Source organism: Kitasatospora sp. NPDC091335, from assembly GCF_044757205.1.
In the GTDB taxonomy this organism is placed as follows: Bacteria; Actinomycetota; Actinomycetes; order Streptomycetales; family Streptomycetaceae; genus Kitasatospora.
In genome coordinates this window covers 246232-261334 of the sequence record NZ_JBIVUM010000007.1, presented here as the reverse complement: position 1 = coordinate 261334, position 15103 = coordinate 246232, and the positions used below count along the sequence as shown (strand labels likewise).

The 15103-nt window shown below is 73.9% G+C and carries 15 protein-coding genes and 1 pseudogene; 8 read left to right on the top strand and 8 right to left on the bottom strand.

The window, feature by feature from the left end:
* Positions 1-46: 46 nt before the first annotated feature.
* Positions 47-1171, bottom strand: a complete 1125-nt coding sequence (locus ACIQOW_RS17685) for a hypothetical protein (RefSeq protein ID WP_401085562.1) — start codon at positions 1169-1171, stop codon at positions 47-49.
* A gap of 227 nt (positions 1172-1398) precedes the next feature.
* Positions 1399-3249, bottom strand: coding sequence for an asparagine synthase (glutamine-hydrolyzing) (gene asnB / locus ACIQOW_RS17680; RefSeq protein ID WP_401085895.1), 1851 nt, complete (start codon positions 3247-3249; stop codon positions 1399-1401).
* Positions 3250-3465: 216 nt separating this feature from the next.
* On the opposite strand from asnB, the gene ACIQOW_RS17675 reads away from it, so the two are divergent.
* A complete protein-coding gene (locus tag ACIQOW_RS17675; RefSeq protein WP_401085559.1) occupies positions 3466-3741 on the top strand; it encodes a hypothetical protein in 276 nt (91 codons plus the stop codon).
* Positions 3742-3787: 46 nt separating this feature from the next.
* Positions 3788-5614 carry a glutamine--fructose-6-phosphate transaminase (isomerizing) gene (gene glmS / locus ACIQOW_RS17670; RefSeq protein ID WP_401085556.1) on the top strand — a complete coding sequence of 609 codons (1827 nt, stop codon included), beginning with the start codon at positions 3788-3790 and terminating at the stop codon, positions 5612-5614.
* Between the two features lie 107 nt (positions 5615-5721).
* On the opposite strand, the gene ACIQOW_RS17665 is transcribed toward glmS, so the two are convergent.
* Positions 5722-6633: a glutaminase gene (locus ACIQOW_RS17665; RefSeq protein ID WP_401085893.1), complete on the bottom strand. Its 912-nt coding sequence runs from the start codon at positions 6631-6633 to the stop codon at positions 5722-5724.
* Positions 6634-6852: 219 nt separating this feature from the next.
* Positions 6853-7569 carry a DUF3152 domain-containing protein gene (locus ACIQOW_RS17660; protein ID WP_401085553.1) on the bottom strand — a complete coding sequence of 239 codons (717 nt, stop codon included), beginning with the start codon at positions 7567-7569 and terminating at the stop codon, positions 6853-6855.
* Between the two features lie 332 nt (positions 7570-7901).
* On the opposite strand from ACIQOW_RS17660, the gene ACIQOW_RS17655 reads away from it, so the two are divergent.
* The gene (locus ACIQOW_RS17655; protein ID WP_188297407.1) at positions 7902-8117 is read left to right on the top strand and encodes a heavy-metal-associated domain-containing protein; all 216 of its coding nucleotides are present in this window, start codon (positions 7902-7904) and stop codon (positions 8115-8117) included.
* Between the two features lie 59 nt (positions 8118-8176).
* Here the strand turns inward: ACIQOW_RS17655 and ACIQOW_RS17650 are convergent, their stop codons facing one another.
* Positions 8177-8758 carry a DinB family protein gene (locus tag ACIQOW_RS17650; RefSeq protein WP_401085549.1) on the bottom strand — a complete coding sequence of 194 codons (582 nt, stop codon included), beginning with the start codon at positions 8756-8758 and terminating at the stop codon, positions 8177-8179.
* A gap of 100 nt (positions 8759-8858) precedes the next feature.
* Here ACIQOW_RS17650 and ACIQOW_RS17645 point away from each other — a divergent pair, with 100 nt between their 5' ends.
* Entirely contained in the window at positions 8859-9833 is a 975-nt protein-coding gene (locus ACIQOW_RS17645) for a helix-turn-helix transcriptional regulator (RefSeq protein WP_401085546.1), read from the top strand.
* A 150-nt stretch (positions 9834-9983) separates the two neighbouring features.
* Here ACIQOW_RS17645 and ACIQOW_RS17640 read toward each other — a convergent pair whose 3' ends face one another.
* Together ACIQOW_RS17640 and ACIQOW_RS17635 are read right to left on the bottom strand one after the other, a co-directional pair.
* Positions 9984-10520: an aminotransferase class I/II-fold pyridoxal phosphate-dependent enzyme gene (locus ACIQOW_RS17640; protein ID WP_401085890.1), complete on the bottom strand. Its 537-nt coding sequence runs from the start codon at positions 10518-10520 to the stop codon at positions 9984-9986.
* Between the two features lie 112 nt (positions 10521-10632).
* A pseudogene (locus tag ACIQOW_RS17635) lies at positions 10633-11238 on the bottom strand (aminotransferase class I/II-fold pyridoxal phosphate-dependent enzyme); the annotation flags it as partial.
* Between ACIQOW_RS17635 and ACIQOW_RS17630 the strand changes: the two are divergent.
* Both ACIQOW_RS17630 and ACIQOW_RS17625 read left to right on the top strand, forming a co-directional pair.
* Positions 11227-12108, top strand: a complete 882-nt coding sequence (locus tag ACIQOW_RS17630; protein ID WP_401085887.1) for an enoyl-CoA hydratase-related protein — start codon at positions 11227-11229, stop codon at positions 12106-12108. The pseudogene ACIQOW_RS17635 and the gene ACIQOW_RS17630 sit on opposite strands and share 12 nt — an antisense overlap.
* A gap of 10 nt (positions 12109-12118) precedes the next feature.
* Positions 12119-12889 (top strand): GNAT family N-acetyltransferase, encoded by a 771-nt coding sequence (locus ACIQOW_RS17625; protein ID WP_401085543.1) that lies wholly within the window; start codon positions 12119-12121, stop codon positions 12887-12889.
* Between the two features lie 35 nt (positions 12890-12924).
* On the opposite strand, the gene ACIQOW_RS17620 is transcribed toward ACIQOW_RS17625, so the two are convergent.
* Positions 12925-13845, bottom strand: coding sequence for a LysR family transcriptional regulator (locus tag ACIQOW_RS17620; protein ID WP_401085540.1), 921 nt, complete (start codon positions 13843-13845; stop codon positions 12925-12927).
* 217 nt (positions 13846-14062) lie between these two features.
* On the opposite strand from ACIQOW_RS17620, the gene ACIQOW_RS17615 reads away from it, so the two are divergent.
* Together ACIQOW_RS17615 and ACIQOW_RS17610 are read left to right on the top strand one after the other, a co-directional pair.
* Positions 14063-14629, top strand: a complete 567-nt coding sequence (locus tag ACIQOW_RS17615; protein ID WP_401085538.1) for an SRPBCC family protein — start codon at positions 14063-14065, stop codon at positions 14627-14629.
* Positions 14630-14739: 110 nt separating this feature from the next.
* Entirely contained in the window at positions 14740-15087 is a 348-nt protein-coding gene (locus tag ACIQOW_RS17610; protein WP_401085535.1) for a hypothetical protein, read from the top strand.
* Positions 15088-15103: the final 16 nt, after the last annotated feature.

The window sequence follows — 15103 nt, the reverse complement described above, 5'->3', positions numbered from 1 at the left end:
GGCCGGGGAAGGCCGGTCCGGGGGTCCTCCGGGGAGGCCGGGGGCGTCAGTCCAGCGTGCTGGACAGGCCGCTCGCCGAGCGGCAGTACCCCTGCATCTCCTTGTCGGTGATCTTGGCGCAGAGCCGTCCGGCCGCGCCGCCGTCGGTGTAGTTGACCGTGTAGTAGCTGACCAGGCCCTCGGCGCAGGCCTTGCGCTGCCAGCCGTCCGCCGCGGTGGCGCACTGCTGGGACGCCCAGTCCTCGCGGTCCAGGTTGTACTTCATGGTGCGCGAGCCGACCCCGCGGCTGCAGTCCACCGCCCCGCCGCCGGCCTTGCCGTTGAGGCACCACTTGAGGGCCTCGGCGTAGACCTCGGGGTGGTTCGGGTAGTCGTGCGAGGACAGGTAGAACGTCGGGGCGTAGAAGAAGCAGGCGGACTGGAACAGCGACGGCTGGTCCTTGCACGGGTAGAGCGGGTCCTGGGCGAGCTTGTCGGCGGGCAGGTTGGCCTTGGCCTGCTCGTCCTCCTCGTCCGGACCGAAGAGCTGCATGAACAGGCCCTCGGAGCAGCGGATCCGGTTCTGGTCGGAGGGGAACTTGTTGCACAGGTCCCGCGCCTTGGCCACGTCCTGCTTGACCACGAACATGGTGCCGTGGCCGACGCCGTGGATGCAGGGCCCGCTGTTCTTGGGTGCGCAGAGCTTGAGCAGGTCCGTCTCCGGCTGGGAGGAGGCGTTGAGCATCTCCTCGACCGCGCCGTGCAGGTAGCCGGCCGCGCAGGTCTCGTGCGGGAAGGAGATGACCTTCTGGAAGTCGGCGTTGAAGCGCTTGACCGCCGCGTGGCCGAGCTCGTGCGCGATCGGGTGGCAGAAGCGCACGGTGTACGGCTTCTCCTTGCTGATCTTGTCGAGGTCGGCCAGGGCGACACCGGGGTCGGTGGCGTCCATCTCGGCCATCAGCTTGTTGCGCAGCGTCGAGCGGGTCCACACCGCCGGGTCGCCGGTCGGGGTGGCGCTCGCGGGGCCGGCCGCGGCCGGCTGGGCGCCGGTTCCGGCGGCGGGGGCCCCGGAGGCCTTGGCGGCCTGGGTCGCGGTGGCCGCCGCGGGCGACCAGTCGGTGACGGCCACCGACCCCAGGCCCAGGACGCCCAGGAGCAGGGCGGTGAGAATCGCGAAGACTCGCGGCTGCATGACGGGATCCCCCGGCGGATCGAGGCGAACGTTTCGTTCCCATCCTGACGGCACATGAGCGGGTTATCCGCGAAATCGCCCGCCATTCGGGAGGTGTCGGCGACGCTACCGCACCGCGGGACCCCGGAGTCCGGCGGGATGGTTCCCCACAATCACCCGGACGGAGTATCCGGGCGCGGCCGGGGACCGCTGCGCCGTCCGGGTGGCGGTCCCCGGTGCCCGGGTGCTCAGAGTTCCAGCGTCACCTGGTACTCCGTCAGCCAGGCGTCGAAGTCCAGCGCGAGGTCCACGGCCAGCCGGACGGACTGCGGGTCGGTCTCCGGCGCGAGCGCGTCGGCGAGGCGCCGCCGGTCGAGCAGGTCCAGGGCCGGGGAGGTGCGCTCGGCGGCGAGCCGGGCGAGTTCGGCGCGCAGCTTCGCCGGGTAGTGCGGGTCGGTGGTGACCGGGTACGGGCTCTTCGCCCGCTCGGCGACGGCGGCCGGCAGCACGTCCCGGACGGCCGCGCGCAGCAGGCTCTTCTCCCGCCCGTCGAAGGACTTCATCGCCCACGGGGCGTTGAACACGTACTGGACCAGCCGGTGGTCGCAGAACGGCACCCGTACCTCCAGGCCGTTGGTCATGCTCATCCGGTCCTTGCGGTCGAGCAGGATGCAGACGAAGCGGGTCAGGTTGAGGTACGAGATCTCGCGCATCCGCCGCTCCGTCGGATCGGCCGCCGGCAGGTGCGGGACCTCCGCGATCGCCTCGCGGTAGCGGGCCCTGCGGTAGCCGTCCAGATCGAGCTTGCGGAGCAGTTCGGCGTCGAGGAGGTGCTCGCGCGGGGTGGCGCCGCCGCCGGCGATGTCGGTGAGCCCGAGCGCCCAGGGGAAGTCCTCGACGGCGATCGTCTTCGGGTCGTGGAACCAGCGGTAGCCGCCGAAGAGCTCGTCCGCGGACTCGCCGGACAGGGCGACGGTGGAGTGCCGGCGCACGCCCCGGAAGAGCAGCATCAGCGAGGTGTCCATGTCGCCGACGCCGTTCGGCAGGTCGCGGGCGCGCAGCACGACGGAGCGCCGGGACGGGTCGGAGAGGTCGGCGGCGTCCAGCTCGATGACGCTGTGGTCGGCGCCGACGTGGTCGGCGAGCAGCCGGGCGAACGGGCCGTCCTGGGTCTGCCGGACGTCGTCGGCGAGGAAGGTCTCGCTCTGGCCCGCGAAGCCGACGGCGAAGGAGCGCACCGGCCCTGCCCCGGCGGCGCCCAGCGTCCGGGCGGCGAGGGCGGTGACGGCGCTGGAGTCCAGGCCGCCGGAGAGCAGCGAGCAGAGCGGCACGTCCGATTCGAGCTGACGGTGCACGATGTCGTCCAGCAGGGCCCGGACGGTGGCGACGGTGGCCTCCAGGCTGTCCGCGTGCTCGCGTGCCTCCAGCGCCCAGTAGCGGCGGACCGAGAGGCCCTCGCGGCGCACCCGGACGACGTGCCCGGGCCGGACCTCGTGGATGTCCCGGTACGGGGTGAGGCCGGGCGTGCGGGTGTAGCCGAGCAGTTCGCGCAGCCCGTCCAGGTCCACCACGGGGCGTACCGCGGGGTGGGCGAGCAGGGCCTTGACCTCGGAGCCGAAGACCACGCCGTCCCGGGTGCGGTGGTAGTACAGGGGTTTGACGCCCATCCGGTCGCGGACCAGCAGCAGCTCCTCGCGCCGGATGTCCCACACCGCGAAGGCGAACATCCCGTTGAGCCGCTCGGCCAGGTGTTCGCCCCACTCCAGGTAGGCGCGCAGCACGACCTCGGTGTCGCTGCGGGTGCGGAAGCGGTGCCCGGCCGCCTCCAGTTCCGCGCGCAGCTCGCGGTGGTTGTAGACCTCGCCGCTGTAGGTGAGGACGGCCAGTGGCCGGCCGTCGTGCTCGGCCGTCATCGGCTGGACGCCGCCCGCGATGTCGATCACCGCGAGCCGGCGGTGGCCGAGCGCGGCGTGCGGCTCCAGGTGGACGCCGCCGGCGTCCGGGCCGCGGCGGAGCTGGGTGGCCGTCATCGCGTCGAGGACACCCCGCTCGGCGGTGAGGTCGCGCTCGTAGGCGACCCATCCGGTGATCCCGCACATCCGCAAGCCTCCGGTCTTCCGCTTCGTGTTCAAGGGGTCACGCTACGTGCGGAGTCGGCGCCGCTTCAAGGGGCTTTCGAGAACCGGGGCGAACGGGTGGCCGGTCGGGGTCTGAATGTGAAGAAGCGATGGAGCTAGGCTGAAAGTCGTAATGTCTGCCCGATTTCGGGCAGGAACTTTGGATCCGACGGTCCGTCCGACCTAGGCTCCTCACTCGTGCCGAGCTCACCCCACCCTCACGAAGACCTCCTCGCCCACCTCACCAGGACCAGCCCGCTCGGGCCCAGGGAGGCGGCGCGGGTCGTGGCGGAGGTGCTGGCGTACTTCTCCGAGAACACCGAGGAGTACGTGCGCCGCCGCCACACCGAGCTCCAGGCACGCGGTCTGACCAACGAGCGGATCTTCGCCAGGCTCGCCGAGGAACTGCCGCGGCGCCGGGTCGCGGCGCCGGAGCTCTCGGCCCGCCAGCTGCGGCGGATCGTCTACGGCTGAGCCGCCGCTCCCGACCTTCTGAAGACCTCCGGAGAGGAGACCACGCATGTGCGGAATCGTGGCCTACATCGGCCCCAAGGACGCGACCCCCTTCCTGCTGGAGGGGCTGGCACGGCTGGAGTACCGCGGCTACGACTCGGCCGGCGTCGCCGTCACCGGGCGCGGCGGCGGGATCAGGCTCCGCAAGGTGAAGGGCCGGGTGGCCGACCTGGCCGCCGCCGTGCCGGCCCGGTTCAAGGGCACCACCGGCATCGGCCACACCCGCTGGGCCACCCACGGCGTCCCCAGCGACGCCAACGCCCACCCCCACCTGGATGGCGCCGAGCGCATCGCCGTCGTCCACAACGGCATCGTCGAGAACGCCGACGAGCTGCGCGCCAAGCTCACCGCCGACGGCGCGGTGTTCCGCTCCGAGACCGACACCGAGGTGCTCGCCCACCTGATCGCCGCGAACGTCGCCGAGGGCGTCGAGCTGGAGGACGCCGTCCGCGCCGCGCTCGGCCGGGTGGTCGGCACCTACGGCATCGCGGTGCTCGACGCCGAGCAGCCGGACCGGATCGTGGTCGCCCGCAACGGCAGCCCGATCGTGCTGGGCATCGGCGAGAAGGAGATGTTCGTCGCCTCGGACGTCTCCGCGCTGGTCCGCTACACCCGCCAGGTCGTCCACCTGGAGGACGGCGAGCTGGCCACCGTCCGGGCCGACGGCTTCCGCACCTTCACCGAGGACGCCCGCACCACGCACCGCCAGCCGTCCACCGTGGACTGGGAGGTCGACTCCTACGACACCGGCGGCTACGAGCACTTCCTGCTCAAGGAGATCCACGAGCAGCCCGGCTCGGTCGAGCGCACCCTGAGCGGCCGGCTCGACGAGCGCTTCGCCACCGCGCACCTCGGCGGCCTCAACCTGGACGCCAGGGAGCTGCGGGAGATCCGCCGGGTGAAGATCCTCGGCTGCGGATCGGCCTACTACGCGGGCGAGATGGGCGCGCAGCTGATCGAGGAGCTGGCCCGGATCCCCGCGCACAGCGAGCCGGCCTCGGAGTTCCGCTACCGGAACCCGGTGATCGAGGCGGACACCCTGTACGTCGCGGTCAGCCAGTCCGGCGAGACCTACGACACGCTGGCCGCCGTCCAGGAGGTCAAGCGCAAGGGCGGCCGGGTGCTCGGCGTCGTCAACACCGTGGGCAGTGCTATCGCCCGAGAGTGTGACGGCGGTATCTACCTGCACGCCGGTCCCGAGGTCTCGGTCGCCTCCACCAAGGCGTTCACCTCCACCGTGGTCGCCTTCGCGCTGCTCGCCCTGCACTTCGGGCGCATCCACGACCTGTCGCCCGCCGACGGGCGCCGGATCGTCTCGGCGCTCAAGGCGCTGCCGGACCAGATCCGCGAGGTGCTGGAGCAGGGCGAGGCCATCGCCGGACTCGCCGCCGAGTACGCCGACTCGACGGGCATGATGTTCATCGGCCGGGTGCGCGGCTACCCGGTGGCCCGCGAAGGCGCGCAGAAGCTCAAGGAGATCTCCTACGTGCACGCCGAGGCCTACCCGGCGAGCGAGCTCAAGCACGGCCCGCTGGCGCTGATCAGCCCCGAACTGCCCACCGTGGCACTGGTACCGGACGACGAGCTGCTGGACAAGAACCTGACCACGCTGGGCGAGATCAAGGCCCGCTCGGGGCGGGTCATCGCGATCGCCCACCGGCGGCCGGAGGAGAAGCTCGCGGACCACTGCATCCTGGTGCCCAGGAGCGAGCCCGAGCTGGACCCGCTGCTGCTCAACATCCCGCTCCAGCTGCTCGCGTACCACGCGGCGGTCGCCCTCGGCCGGGACGTGGACAAGCCGCGCAACCTGGCGAAGAGCGTGACGGTGGAGTAGCCGTCACCCCGGACGGCCGTCCGGCCGGGCAGCCGGGCGGCCGTCGCCGCTGGAACCACCGGGCCCGGGTCGCCGTGCGGACGGCCGGGGCCCGGTCGCCCGCTTCGTCAGAAGACCGAGCACCCCGAGAGGGTGGTCAGGGTGTCCAGGGCGGTGACCGCGGCGACGGAGTTGCCGGCCTGGTCGAGGCGCGGGCCCCAGGCGCAGACCGCGGCGCGGCCGGGGAGTATGGCGAGGACGCCGCCGCCGACGCCGCTCTTGCCGGGCAGGCCCACCCGGAAGGCGAACTCGCCGGCGGCGTCGTAGGTGCCGCAGGTGAGCAGGACGGCGTTGAGCCGCTTCGCCTCGCTGCGGGACACCAGCCGGGTGCCGTCGGTGCGCACGCCGTAGCGGGCGAGGAAGGAGCCGGCCAGCACCAGGTCGCGGCAGCTCGCGGCGACGGCGCAGTGGGCGTAGTAGTGCTCCAGGACGGTCTCGACCGGGTTCTCCAGGTTGCCGTGGCTGGCGATGAAGTGGGCCAGCGCGGCGTTGCGGTGGCCGTGTTCGGCCTCCGAGGCGGTGACCACCGGGTCGGTGTCGAGCAGCGGGTTCCCGGACTCGCGGCGCAGGAACTCCCGTACCGCGCCGGAGGCGTCGCCGGTCATGGTCTGGAGGCGGTCGGTGACCACCAGGGCCCCGGCGTTGATGAACGGGTTGCGCGGGATGCCGTGCTCGGTCTCCAGCTGCACCAGGGAGTTGAACGGGTTGCCGGACGGCTCGCGGCCGACGCCCCGCCAGAGCGTGTCGCCGCCGTAGGCCACCGCGAGGGCGAGCGAGAACAGCTTCGACACGCTCTGGACGGAGAACGGCCGCTCCCAGTCCCCGACGCCGTACAGCTCTCCGTCGACGGTGGCGACGGCCATGCCGAAGGCCTCCGGGTCGGCGGTGGCGAGGGCCGGGATGTAGTCGGCGACCCGGCCCCGGCCCGTGGTCGCCCGGGCGGCCGCCTCCGCGGCCTCCAGCAGCACCGGCCAGTCCAGGCTCTCCCCGGTGGTCACACCGTTCAACGCTTCTCCTCCATGCTCTTCCCCGCTTCACCGGCACCGACGGCGGACACGACCGGGACCGGGCGCGCGGTGCGGGTGCGTCCGGTCCGACCAGGATTATCCGTGTTTCGGGCGGACGGTTCGGGAGGGGGTGGGGGTCGGTGTCGTTCAGGGCCGGGCCGTGCCGTGCGGTTCGGCGATTCGGCGGGTCGGCTACGGCGCGTTGGTGGGGGCCTGGACGGGCGGGCCGGTGAGCAGGACGCCGGCATCCCCGTACGGGCGGCCGTTGGGGACGCAGCCGTGCAGGCCCTTGATCTGCTGCATCATCACCGGCGCCGGGGCACCCGGGCCGGGGCAGTCGACGTGGCCGTTGCCGAGGATGTGGCCGACCTCGTGGTTGACGGCGAGCGCGTGGTACTGCTCGGGCTGCCCCCGGTAGAACTCGGACAGCTCGGTCCAGCGCTTGAGGTTGATGACCACCTGGTGGGTGACGCCGCAGTTCACCCAGCCGCCGGTGTCCAGCCCGTACTGGCCGCAGATCCGGTCGGTGGACTTCGGGGTGGCCAGGTAGACGGTGAAGTCCACCGGGTCGGCGGGCATCCGCTGGAACGAGGCCGCGCCGCCGGCCGCCCAGCCGTGTGTGACGTCGCCGAGGACCGCGTCCACCTCGGCGGCGAACTGTTCCGGGCTCTCCGCGATCCCGTCCTCCACCCGCACCTTGTAGCGGTACAGGTGCTCGCCGGTGCCGAAGCGGGCGGACCCGCCGGGCGCGGTGGTGAACGCCAGCCGGCCCGGGTCCTCGTCGCTCCACGGCTGCCACCAGAGCAGGCCGGAGGCCAGGGCCGCGACCAGCGCGAGGACGAGGGCGCCGTGCCAGGGCTTCCAGCGGCGGAGCCGTATGAGGGGGCGGGGCGGGGCCGGGGTGGACATGGCGGAAGCGCTCCAGGACGGATCGGCGGGCCGGGCGGCCGGTCGGCGGCCTGGCGGTCCGCGGTGGTACCCGGGTGGTGCCCGGTGCTGCGAAGGGACGTACCTGGAGGAACGCGACGGGGTGGGGCGGCGGTTCGGGAAGCCGGGCAAGTGTGGCGTGCGCCACGGTGCGGGCCCTGTCGGACGGGAGGCCCGGGTGGTTCCCGGAACCGCTCGATGGTGTCACCCGTACGGCGTGTCCCTGTGCGGCGCCGTCGGATTCGGGTGTCGTGGTGCCGGTCGGTCCGTCCGGGTCGATCCCTCCCGTCCGCAATGCCATCGGAGGCACCGCCATGTCCACCACCGCTGTTTTCACCGTCGACGGGATGAGCTGCGGCCACTGCGAGCGGACGGTCAGTGCCGGGCTCGCCATGCTGCCCGGCGTCACCGACGTCAGCGCCGACGCGCCGAGCGGGCGGGTCACCGTGGCCTCCGCGCAGCCGCTGGACGAGGCGGTGGTGCGCGGCGCGGTCGACGGGGCCGGATTCACCTTCGTCGGGCGGGCCTGAGGGCGGCTCCGGGGCCCGTCGGCCGATGCCGGCGGGCCCCGACGGCGGCCGGCCCGGGCTCAGCCCATGCTCTTCGCGCCGTCCAGGGACTCCCGGATGATGTCGGCGTGGCCGGCGTGCTGGGCGGTCTCGTTGGCGACGTGCAGCAGCACCCGGCGGGCCGACCACGCGATGTCCGCGTCGAACCACGGAGCCTTCGGCAGCGGCTGGGTGGCGTCCAGGTCGGGCAGGTCGGCGACCAGCTGGTCGGTGCGACGGGCCACCTTGGCGTAGGCGGCGAGCACGCCGGCCAGCGTCTCGCCAGGCAGCATCCGGAACTCGTCCGCGCGGCGGGCGAGGTCCTCCTCGGTCCAGTTGGTGAAGTCGGGCATCGCGGACGGGCCCCGGACGATGAACTCCGCCCAGGTCCGCTCGACGCTGGTCACGTGCTTGATCAGGCCGCCCAGGCACAGCTCGCTCGCACAGGTCCGCAGGCCGGCCTGCTCGTCGGTGAGGTCGCGGGTGGTGAAGCGGAGGAAGTGCCGCTGCTTCTCCAGGGCCTCCAGGAGGTCGGCGCGCTCGCCGGTGAGCTTGCCGGCGGCGGGGGTGGTCGCGCCGGTGGTGGTGGTCGCGTCGGTGGTGGTGGCGTCGGTGGTGGTCATGGTGTCGGCCCTTCGTTCGGTTCCTGCTCCCTCGGACAAGAACAACGTTACGGACCATTGCGGTCACTTCCTGTCCTGAATCCCGGGGAGAATCGATGGCATGGCGAACACCAGCACCCGGACGCTGCGACTGCTCTCCCTGCTCCAGACCCACCGGTACTGGCCGGGCGGGGACCTGGCCGACCGCCTCGGCGTCTCCGTCCGCACCCTGCGCCGCGACGTCGACCGGCTGCGCGAACTCGGCTACCCCGTGGAGGCGCAGCGCGGCGTCGACGGCGGCTACCAGCTGGCGGCGGGTGCGGCGCTGCCGCCGCTGGTGATCGACGACGAGGAGGCGGTGGCCCTCGCGGTGGGCCTGCAGGCGGCGGCGGAGAGCCCGGTCGAGGGGGTCGCCGAGGCCTCCGTGCGGGTGCTGGCGAAGGTGGTCCAGGTGATGCCGGCCCGCCTGCGCCGCCGGGTGGAGGCGCTGCGCGCGGTGACCGTCCCGGTGGACTGGGGCAGCCGGCCGGGCGCCGGCGTCGATCCGGACGTCCTGACGGTGGTGGCGCTCGTCTGCCGGGACGGCGAACGGGTGCGGTTCTCCTACACGGCCGCGGACGGGCGCGGCACGGAACGGCACGTCGAACCGCACCGGCTGGTCTGCCTGAACCGGCGCTGGTACCTGGTCGCGTACGACCTCGACCGGGCCGACTGGCGCAGCTTCCGCCTCGACCGCCTCACCGCGCCGTCCGGCAGCGGGGCCCGCTTCGCCCCGCGCGCCCTCCCGGCGGCCGACGCGGCCGAGTTCGTCCGGGCCGGCCTCCAGGGCATGCCCCGGCCGCACCTGGTGGAAGCCCTGGTGGAGGCACCCGCCGACCGGGTCCGGGCCCGCGTCGGCCGCTGGGCCACTGTCGAACCCGTCGCCGCCGGCCGCTGCCGGCTCCGGATGACCGCGGACTCGCTCGACTGGCCCGCCATGGCCCTGGGCTCCCTCGGCGCCGAGTTCCAGGTCGTCGGCCCGGATGCCCTCAGGACCCTCCTCGCGGACTGGAGCACCCGCTTCGCCCGCGCGGCGGAGCGGGAAGCGGCGGAGTAGGAAGTCGGGCCGGCCGACTTCTGGTGCGAGTTGCTGGTGGTCGGAGTGGGAAGTCGGGCCGGTCGACTTCTGGTGCGGGCGTGGCAGTTGAGATGTGGGGTGGGGCGGCGGAGTGGGACGTCAGGCCGGTCGGCTTCTGGTGCGGGGGCGTCAGGGGGCGATGGCTTCGAGGGTGGTGCGGAGGCGGGCGAGGACGGCGGGGAGGGCGGGGAGCGGGGGCGTGGCGAGGGCCAGGCGGAGGGCGTTGGGGTGGTGGGGAGTGGTGGCGAAGGCGTCAGCGGTGGAGATCAGGATGCCCTCGGCGGCGAGGGCGGCGGCCGCGTGGTCGGGGCGCTGGTGGGGTTCGAGGGTGAGCCAGAGGATGTACGAGGCGGGGTGGGCCGTGGTGGTCAGGCCGGCCAGGGCGGTGCGGGCGATGGTCTGACGGGCGGCGGCGTCCGTGCGGCGGTCCCGTTCCAGACGCGCGACCGTGCCGTCGGCGAGCCAGCCGGTGGCGAGGGCGGTGATCAGGCCGGGGGCGCCCCAGGCCGTCGCGCGCAGGCTGGTGGTGGCGGCCCGGAGCAGGTGGTCGGGCAGGACGGCGTAGCCGAACCGCAGGCCCGGCGCCACGCTCTTGGAGAGGCCGGCCACGTAGCAGGTGCGTTCCGGGGCGAGGGCGTGCAGCGGCGGGGGCGGCGCGGCCTCCAGGAAGGCGTAGGTGCCGTCCTCGATCAGCGTGCAGCCGTGCTCGGCGGCGAACCCGGACGAGGCGTTCGCGCTGTGCCCGGTCGAGCACCCAGCCGAGCGGGTTGTGGACGGTCGGCTGGGTGTACACCGCCCGGACCGGACGGGTGCGGCAGAGCCGGTCGAGGGCGTCGAGGTCCGGTCCGGTGGCGGTGACCGGCACGGGCGCCAGGTCCAGCCCGTGGGCGGCCGCGAGCAGTCTGACGCCCGGGTAGCCGAGTGCGTCCACGGCGAGGACGTCCCCGGGGCGGGTGAGCGTGCGCAGGACGCAGTCCAGGGCCTGCTGCGTCCCGCTGGTCAGCAGGACGTTCTCGGGCGCGGTGTCGATGCCGCGGTCGAGCAGGTGGGTGGCCACGGCGGCCCGGTCGTGCCGGTGGCCGCCGGGCGGGTGCTGGCGCAGCAGGGCCTCGGCGTCGCCGGAGGAGGCGAGTGCGCGCAGGGCCGGCCGCAGCAGGTCGCCCTGGCCGGGGGCGAGCGGCTGGTTGAAGGAGAGGTCGGCCACCCGGGGCACCGGGAGCGCGCGCGAGGGCTCGATGCCGTCGTAGCCGGCGCGCAGCCGGACGAAGGTGCCGCGGCCCTGTTCGCCCACCACCAGCCCGGCGGCGGCCAGTTCGGCGTAGACCCGGGTGGCGGTGGCCAGGGCGATCCGGCGCTCCCTGGCGAGGGCGCGGTGGGTCGGCAGCCGGGTGCCGGCGGGGAGCGCGCCGGAGCGGATGGCGGCCGCGTACTCGTCGACGCCCTCGACTACCCGACCATCGACGCGCTGCTCGCCGAACTCGACCGGATCGACACCGACGACACCGTCCGTGCCGTGATCCTCACCGGGGCCGGCGGGCGGGCGTTCAGCGCGGGCGCCGACATCCCGTCGCTGGCGGCCAGCGTCGCGGGCGGGCCCGAACGGGCGCTGCGCGAGTTCGTCCGGCGCGGGCACGCCCTCACCCGGCGGATCGAGGAGCTCCCCAAGCCGGTCATCGTGGCCGTCAACGGCCTGGCGTACGGCGGTGGTTGCGAGATCACCGAGGCCGCCCCGCTGGCCGTCGCGGCCGAGCACGCGACCTTCGCCAAGCCCGAGATCTCGCTCGGCTTCCCGCCGCCCTTCGGCGGCTCGCAGCGGTTGCCGCGGCACGTCGGCCGCAAGCGCGGCCTGGAGCTGATCCTGACCGGCGACCCGATCCCGGCCGCCCGTGCCGCCGCGATCGGCCTGGTCAACTCCGTCGTCCCGGCGGACGAACTGCTCGATGCGGCACGGGACCTGGCCGAACGGATCGTCCGGCACGCGCCGACCGCCGTGGCCGCCTGCCTGCGGGCGGTGACCCGGGGCGTCAACCTGCCGATCGACGAGGGACTCGCGGTGGAGGCGGCGGCCTTCGCGGACCGTACCGACGGACGGCGTGCGGGACGGGATCCGGCCCTTCCTGGAGCGTTCGTCCTCCTCCGGTTCGCCGTCCTCTGCTCGGCCCTCCTTCGGTTCGTCGTCCTTCGGTTCGTCCTGCTGAGGCCGTACGGGGGCGGCCGCGCGGAAGCTGTTGCCGCGCGGCGGCCGGGGCGGTGACCATGGCGGGATGTCGGATCTGCTCGCGCGTGTGACCGCCTTCCGGGCCGCCTTTGCCCGCCGTCAGGCGGCGGAGGTTCTCGAACGTCCGGAGTTCCCCGGAGTGTTCGCCGTTCGGAACGCGGAGTTCGTCCGCTCCGAGGAGCACAACCGGCTGATCGTCGAGGGCCCGGGCACCGACCCGACGGCGCTGCTCGGACTGGCCGCCCGGTGGCTGGGGCCGCGCCGCCGGTACTCCATCACCGTGCTGGACCCGGAGGCGGGCGAGCGGGCCGGCCCCGTGCTGGCGGCGGCGGGGTGCGAGCGGGAGGACGTGGTCGTCCTGGCGCGGCCGACGGAGGGCTGCGTGCGGCCGCAACCGGCCGCGCTCCCGGTGGAGTTGGACGAGATCCGGGAGGCGGTGCTGCGCCAGCAGCGGGAGTGGAGCGAGGACGAGGAGGTCGCCCGGCAGCTCACCGACCGCCGCGCCGCCCGGTTGCGCGGCGCCGAGCGGGTGCACTTCCTGGCCGCCAGGACGCCGGTCGGCGAGGTCGCGGCCTGGAGCGACCTCTACCTCGAACCAGCCCTCGGGCTGGCACAGTTGGAGGACGGAGTGACCGGACCGCGGCACCGTGGCGCGGGGTACGGCGACACCCTGCTCGCCACCGGCCCGGCGCTCGCGGCCGAGGCCGGCGTCCCTCGGCTGTTCCTGCTCGCGGACGCGGCGGACTGGCCGCGCGAGTGGTACGGCCACCGGGGCTTCACCGAGATCGGACGCAGCCACTCCTTCTACAGCCGGTGACGGCCGGCGGCGGTCGGGGCGGACGGCGGGTGGGCTCAGGACGCCTCCGGGCCGGCGGCCGGCGGAGTGTCGCGCCCGCAGTGGGCGGCGACGGTGTCGGCGAAGGCGCGGGCGAGCGGGCCGAGGTTCTCCCAGTCCCGGACGGCCCAGCCGGCGGTGAGGGCGGGCAGGTCGGGCAGCGGGAGCAGCCGCAGGCCCGGGTGGCCGGGGCCCTGCCACTGGGGGAGGGCGGGGACGACGGCGTGGCCGAGACCGAGTTCGGCGAGCAGGATCGCGGTGTCCCAGTCCGCGACGCTGGTGTCGAAGACCGGGCGGATGCCCGACTTCCCCAGCCAGGCTTCGAGTTGGGAGCGGGCGACGGAGTTCTGCGGCAGCCCGATCAGCCGGGCTTCCTGGAGGTCGGCGGGTTCGATCCGGGCCCGGGCGGCGAGCGGGTCGCCCGCCGCGACCGCGAGCACCCAGGGCAGGTCGGTCACCGGCCGCTGGTCGATGCCCCGGGCCGGGACGCCGAGGGTGATCCAGGCGAGGTCGGCCCGGCCGGCGTTGAGCGACTCCAGGCAGCTGCGGCTGGAGACCTCGGTCTGGAACTCCAGGCTGACCTGGGGGTGGCGTCGCCGGAAGTCCACCACGGCCGCGGACATGAAGTGCCGGATGCTGGTGGCTCCGGTGGTGATCCGTACGGATCCGCCCTCGCCGCGCGCGAGTTCGGCGATCCGGTGCAGCGCGTGGTCGATGCCGCCGAGGCCGGCGGCGACCGCCGTGCGCAGCAGGCTCCCCGCCGTGGTGGGCACGACCCCGCGCGGATGGCGCTCGATCAGGGCGAGGCCGACCTCCCGTTCGAGCCGCTTCACGTGCTGGCTGACGGCGGACTGGGTGCAGTGCAGGTCGCGGGCGACGGCGCTGAGCGAGCCGGCCCGGCAGACCGCGGCGAAGACGCGGAGGTCGTCAATGGTCACGATCACCCAAGGTATCGCTTGGAGGTACCCCAGCAAATCGGCGGATTGACTTGGATATCCGGGGGATCGATCATCGATCCAGGGCCCAGGGCGGCAACCCGCCCGCTGTCCCCGCGGCGTTCCGGACGCAGTGGCGGGGAGAGCGGGCGGGTGTCGACCCGCATCGATGTGCGCGAGCGACGAGCAAGAGCGGTGACGTACGACAGGGGGAGCGGGCATGCGGTACGCCGATGGTCCGGGGACGCGGTGCGAGGTGTTCGTCGCGGCGCCGGTGGCGCGGGTGTGGCAACTCGTGACGGACATCGGCCTGCCCGCCCGGCTCAGCCCGGAACTCCGGCGGGTCGCCTGGCTGGACGGCGCGGACGGCCCCGCGGTGGGCGCCCGCTTCGAGGGGCACAACAGCCGTGCGGACATGCCCGACTGGCGGACGGTCTCCGAGATCACGGAGATCACCGAGATCACCGAGGCGGCCGGCCGGTACGTCCTCGCCTGGGGCGTGATGGACGCGGACGGCCGCTACGGCGAGCCGGTGCGCGACCTGGCCGGCTCGCTGGCCCGGTGGCGCTTCGAGCTGACCCCCGAGGAAGACGGCACCCGGCTGCGCCAGTCGGTGGTGATCGGCCCCGGCCGCAGTGGCGCCAGCCTGGTCATCGACGCGAAACCGGAGCTGGAGGAGAAGATCGTCGACTTCCGGCTGAACGAGCTGCGCACCGGCATGACGGCCACCCTCGAAGGCATCAGGTCGCTGGCCGAGCGGGCCGGCTGGGCTGTGCCCGGGCACTGATCCAGGGCTCCTGGGGGCGAACGGGCCGGACGGGCCCGACGCACCGGACGGGCCCGGGCGAACACCGGCACGTCCACCGGGCGTGCCGACCGTACGGAAGGAGTGGTGGGGTGGCGCGTGTGTGCCGGGCCGGCTCCGAGGTCGTCTGGGCGGGCCGGCTCGGCCGGCTGCTCGCCGTGGTCCGGGAGGCGGACGGCGAACGGACCCTGTACCTCGACGACTGGTCCACGGTGGTCGACGAGCGGACCGGGATTCACCACGAGGAGCTGGGCCCGCTGCGCCGTCGCCTCACCGTTCGCCGGCCGGACCGGCAGCCGGTGGTGTTCCGCTACCGGCTGCCGTGGTCGGTTCTGGTGCCGCGGTTCCTGGACGTCGCCCATGACCGGTGGGCGGCCGAGGCGGACGATCCGGGACTGCTGCTGGTCGAACTGCTGGGTGGCACGGACGACTGGAAGTAGCAGCCGGCGCACGCAG

Bases quoted from the DNA above. Each gene is read 5' to 3' on its own strand.
- ACIQOW_RS17685 (WP_401085562.1), bottom strand. From the start codon at position 1,171: ATGCAGCCGCGAGTCTTCGCGATTCTCACCGCCCTGCTCCTGGGCGTC.
- asnB (WP_401085895.1), bottom strand. From the start codon at position 3,249: ATGTGCGGGATCACCGGATGGGTCGCCTACGAGCGCGACCTCACCGCC.
- glmS (WP_401085556.1), top strand. From the start codon at position 3,788: ATGTGCGGAATCGTGGCCTACATCGGCCCCAAGGACGCGACCCCCTTC.
- ACIQOW_RS17660 (WP_401085553.1), bottom strand. From the start codon at position 7,569: ATGTCCACCCCGGCCCCGCCCCGCCCCCTCATACGGCTCCGCCGCTGG.
- ACIQOW_RS17655 (WP_188297407.1), top strand. From the start codon at position 7,902: ATGTCCACCACCGCTGTTTTCACCGTCGACGGGATGAGCTGCGGCCAC.
- ACIQOW_RS17650 (WP_401085549.1), bottom strand. From the start codon at position 8,758: ATGACCACCACCGACGCCACCACCACCGACGCGACCACCACCACCGGC.
- ACIQOW_RS17645 (WP_401085546.1), top strand. From the start codon at position 8,859: ATGGCGAACACCAGCACCCGGACGCTGCGACTGCTCTCCCTGCTCCAG.
- ACIQOW_RS17625 (WP_401085543.1), top strand. From the start codon at position 12,119: ATGTCGGATCTGCTCGCGCGTGTGACCGCCTTCCGGGCCGCCTTTGCC.
- ACIQOW_RS17615 (WP_401085538.1), top strand. From the start codon at position 14,063: ATGCGGTACGCCGATGGTCCGGGGACGCGGTGCGAGGTGTTCGTCGCG.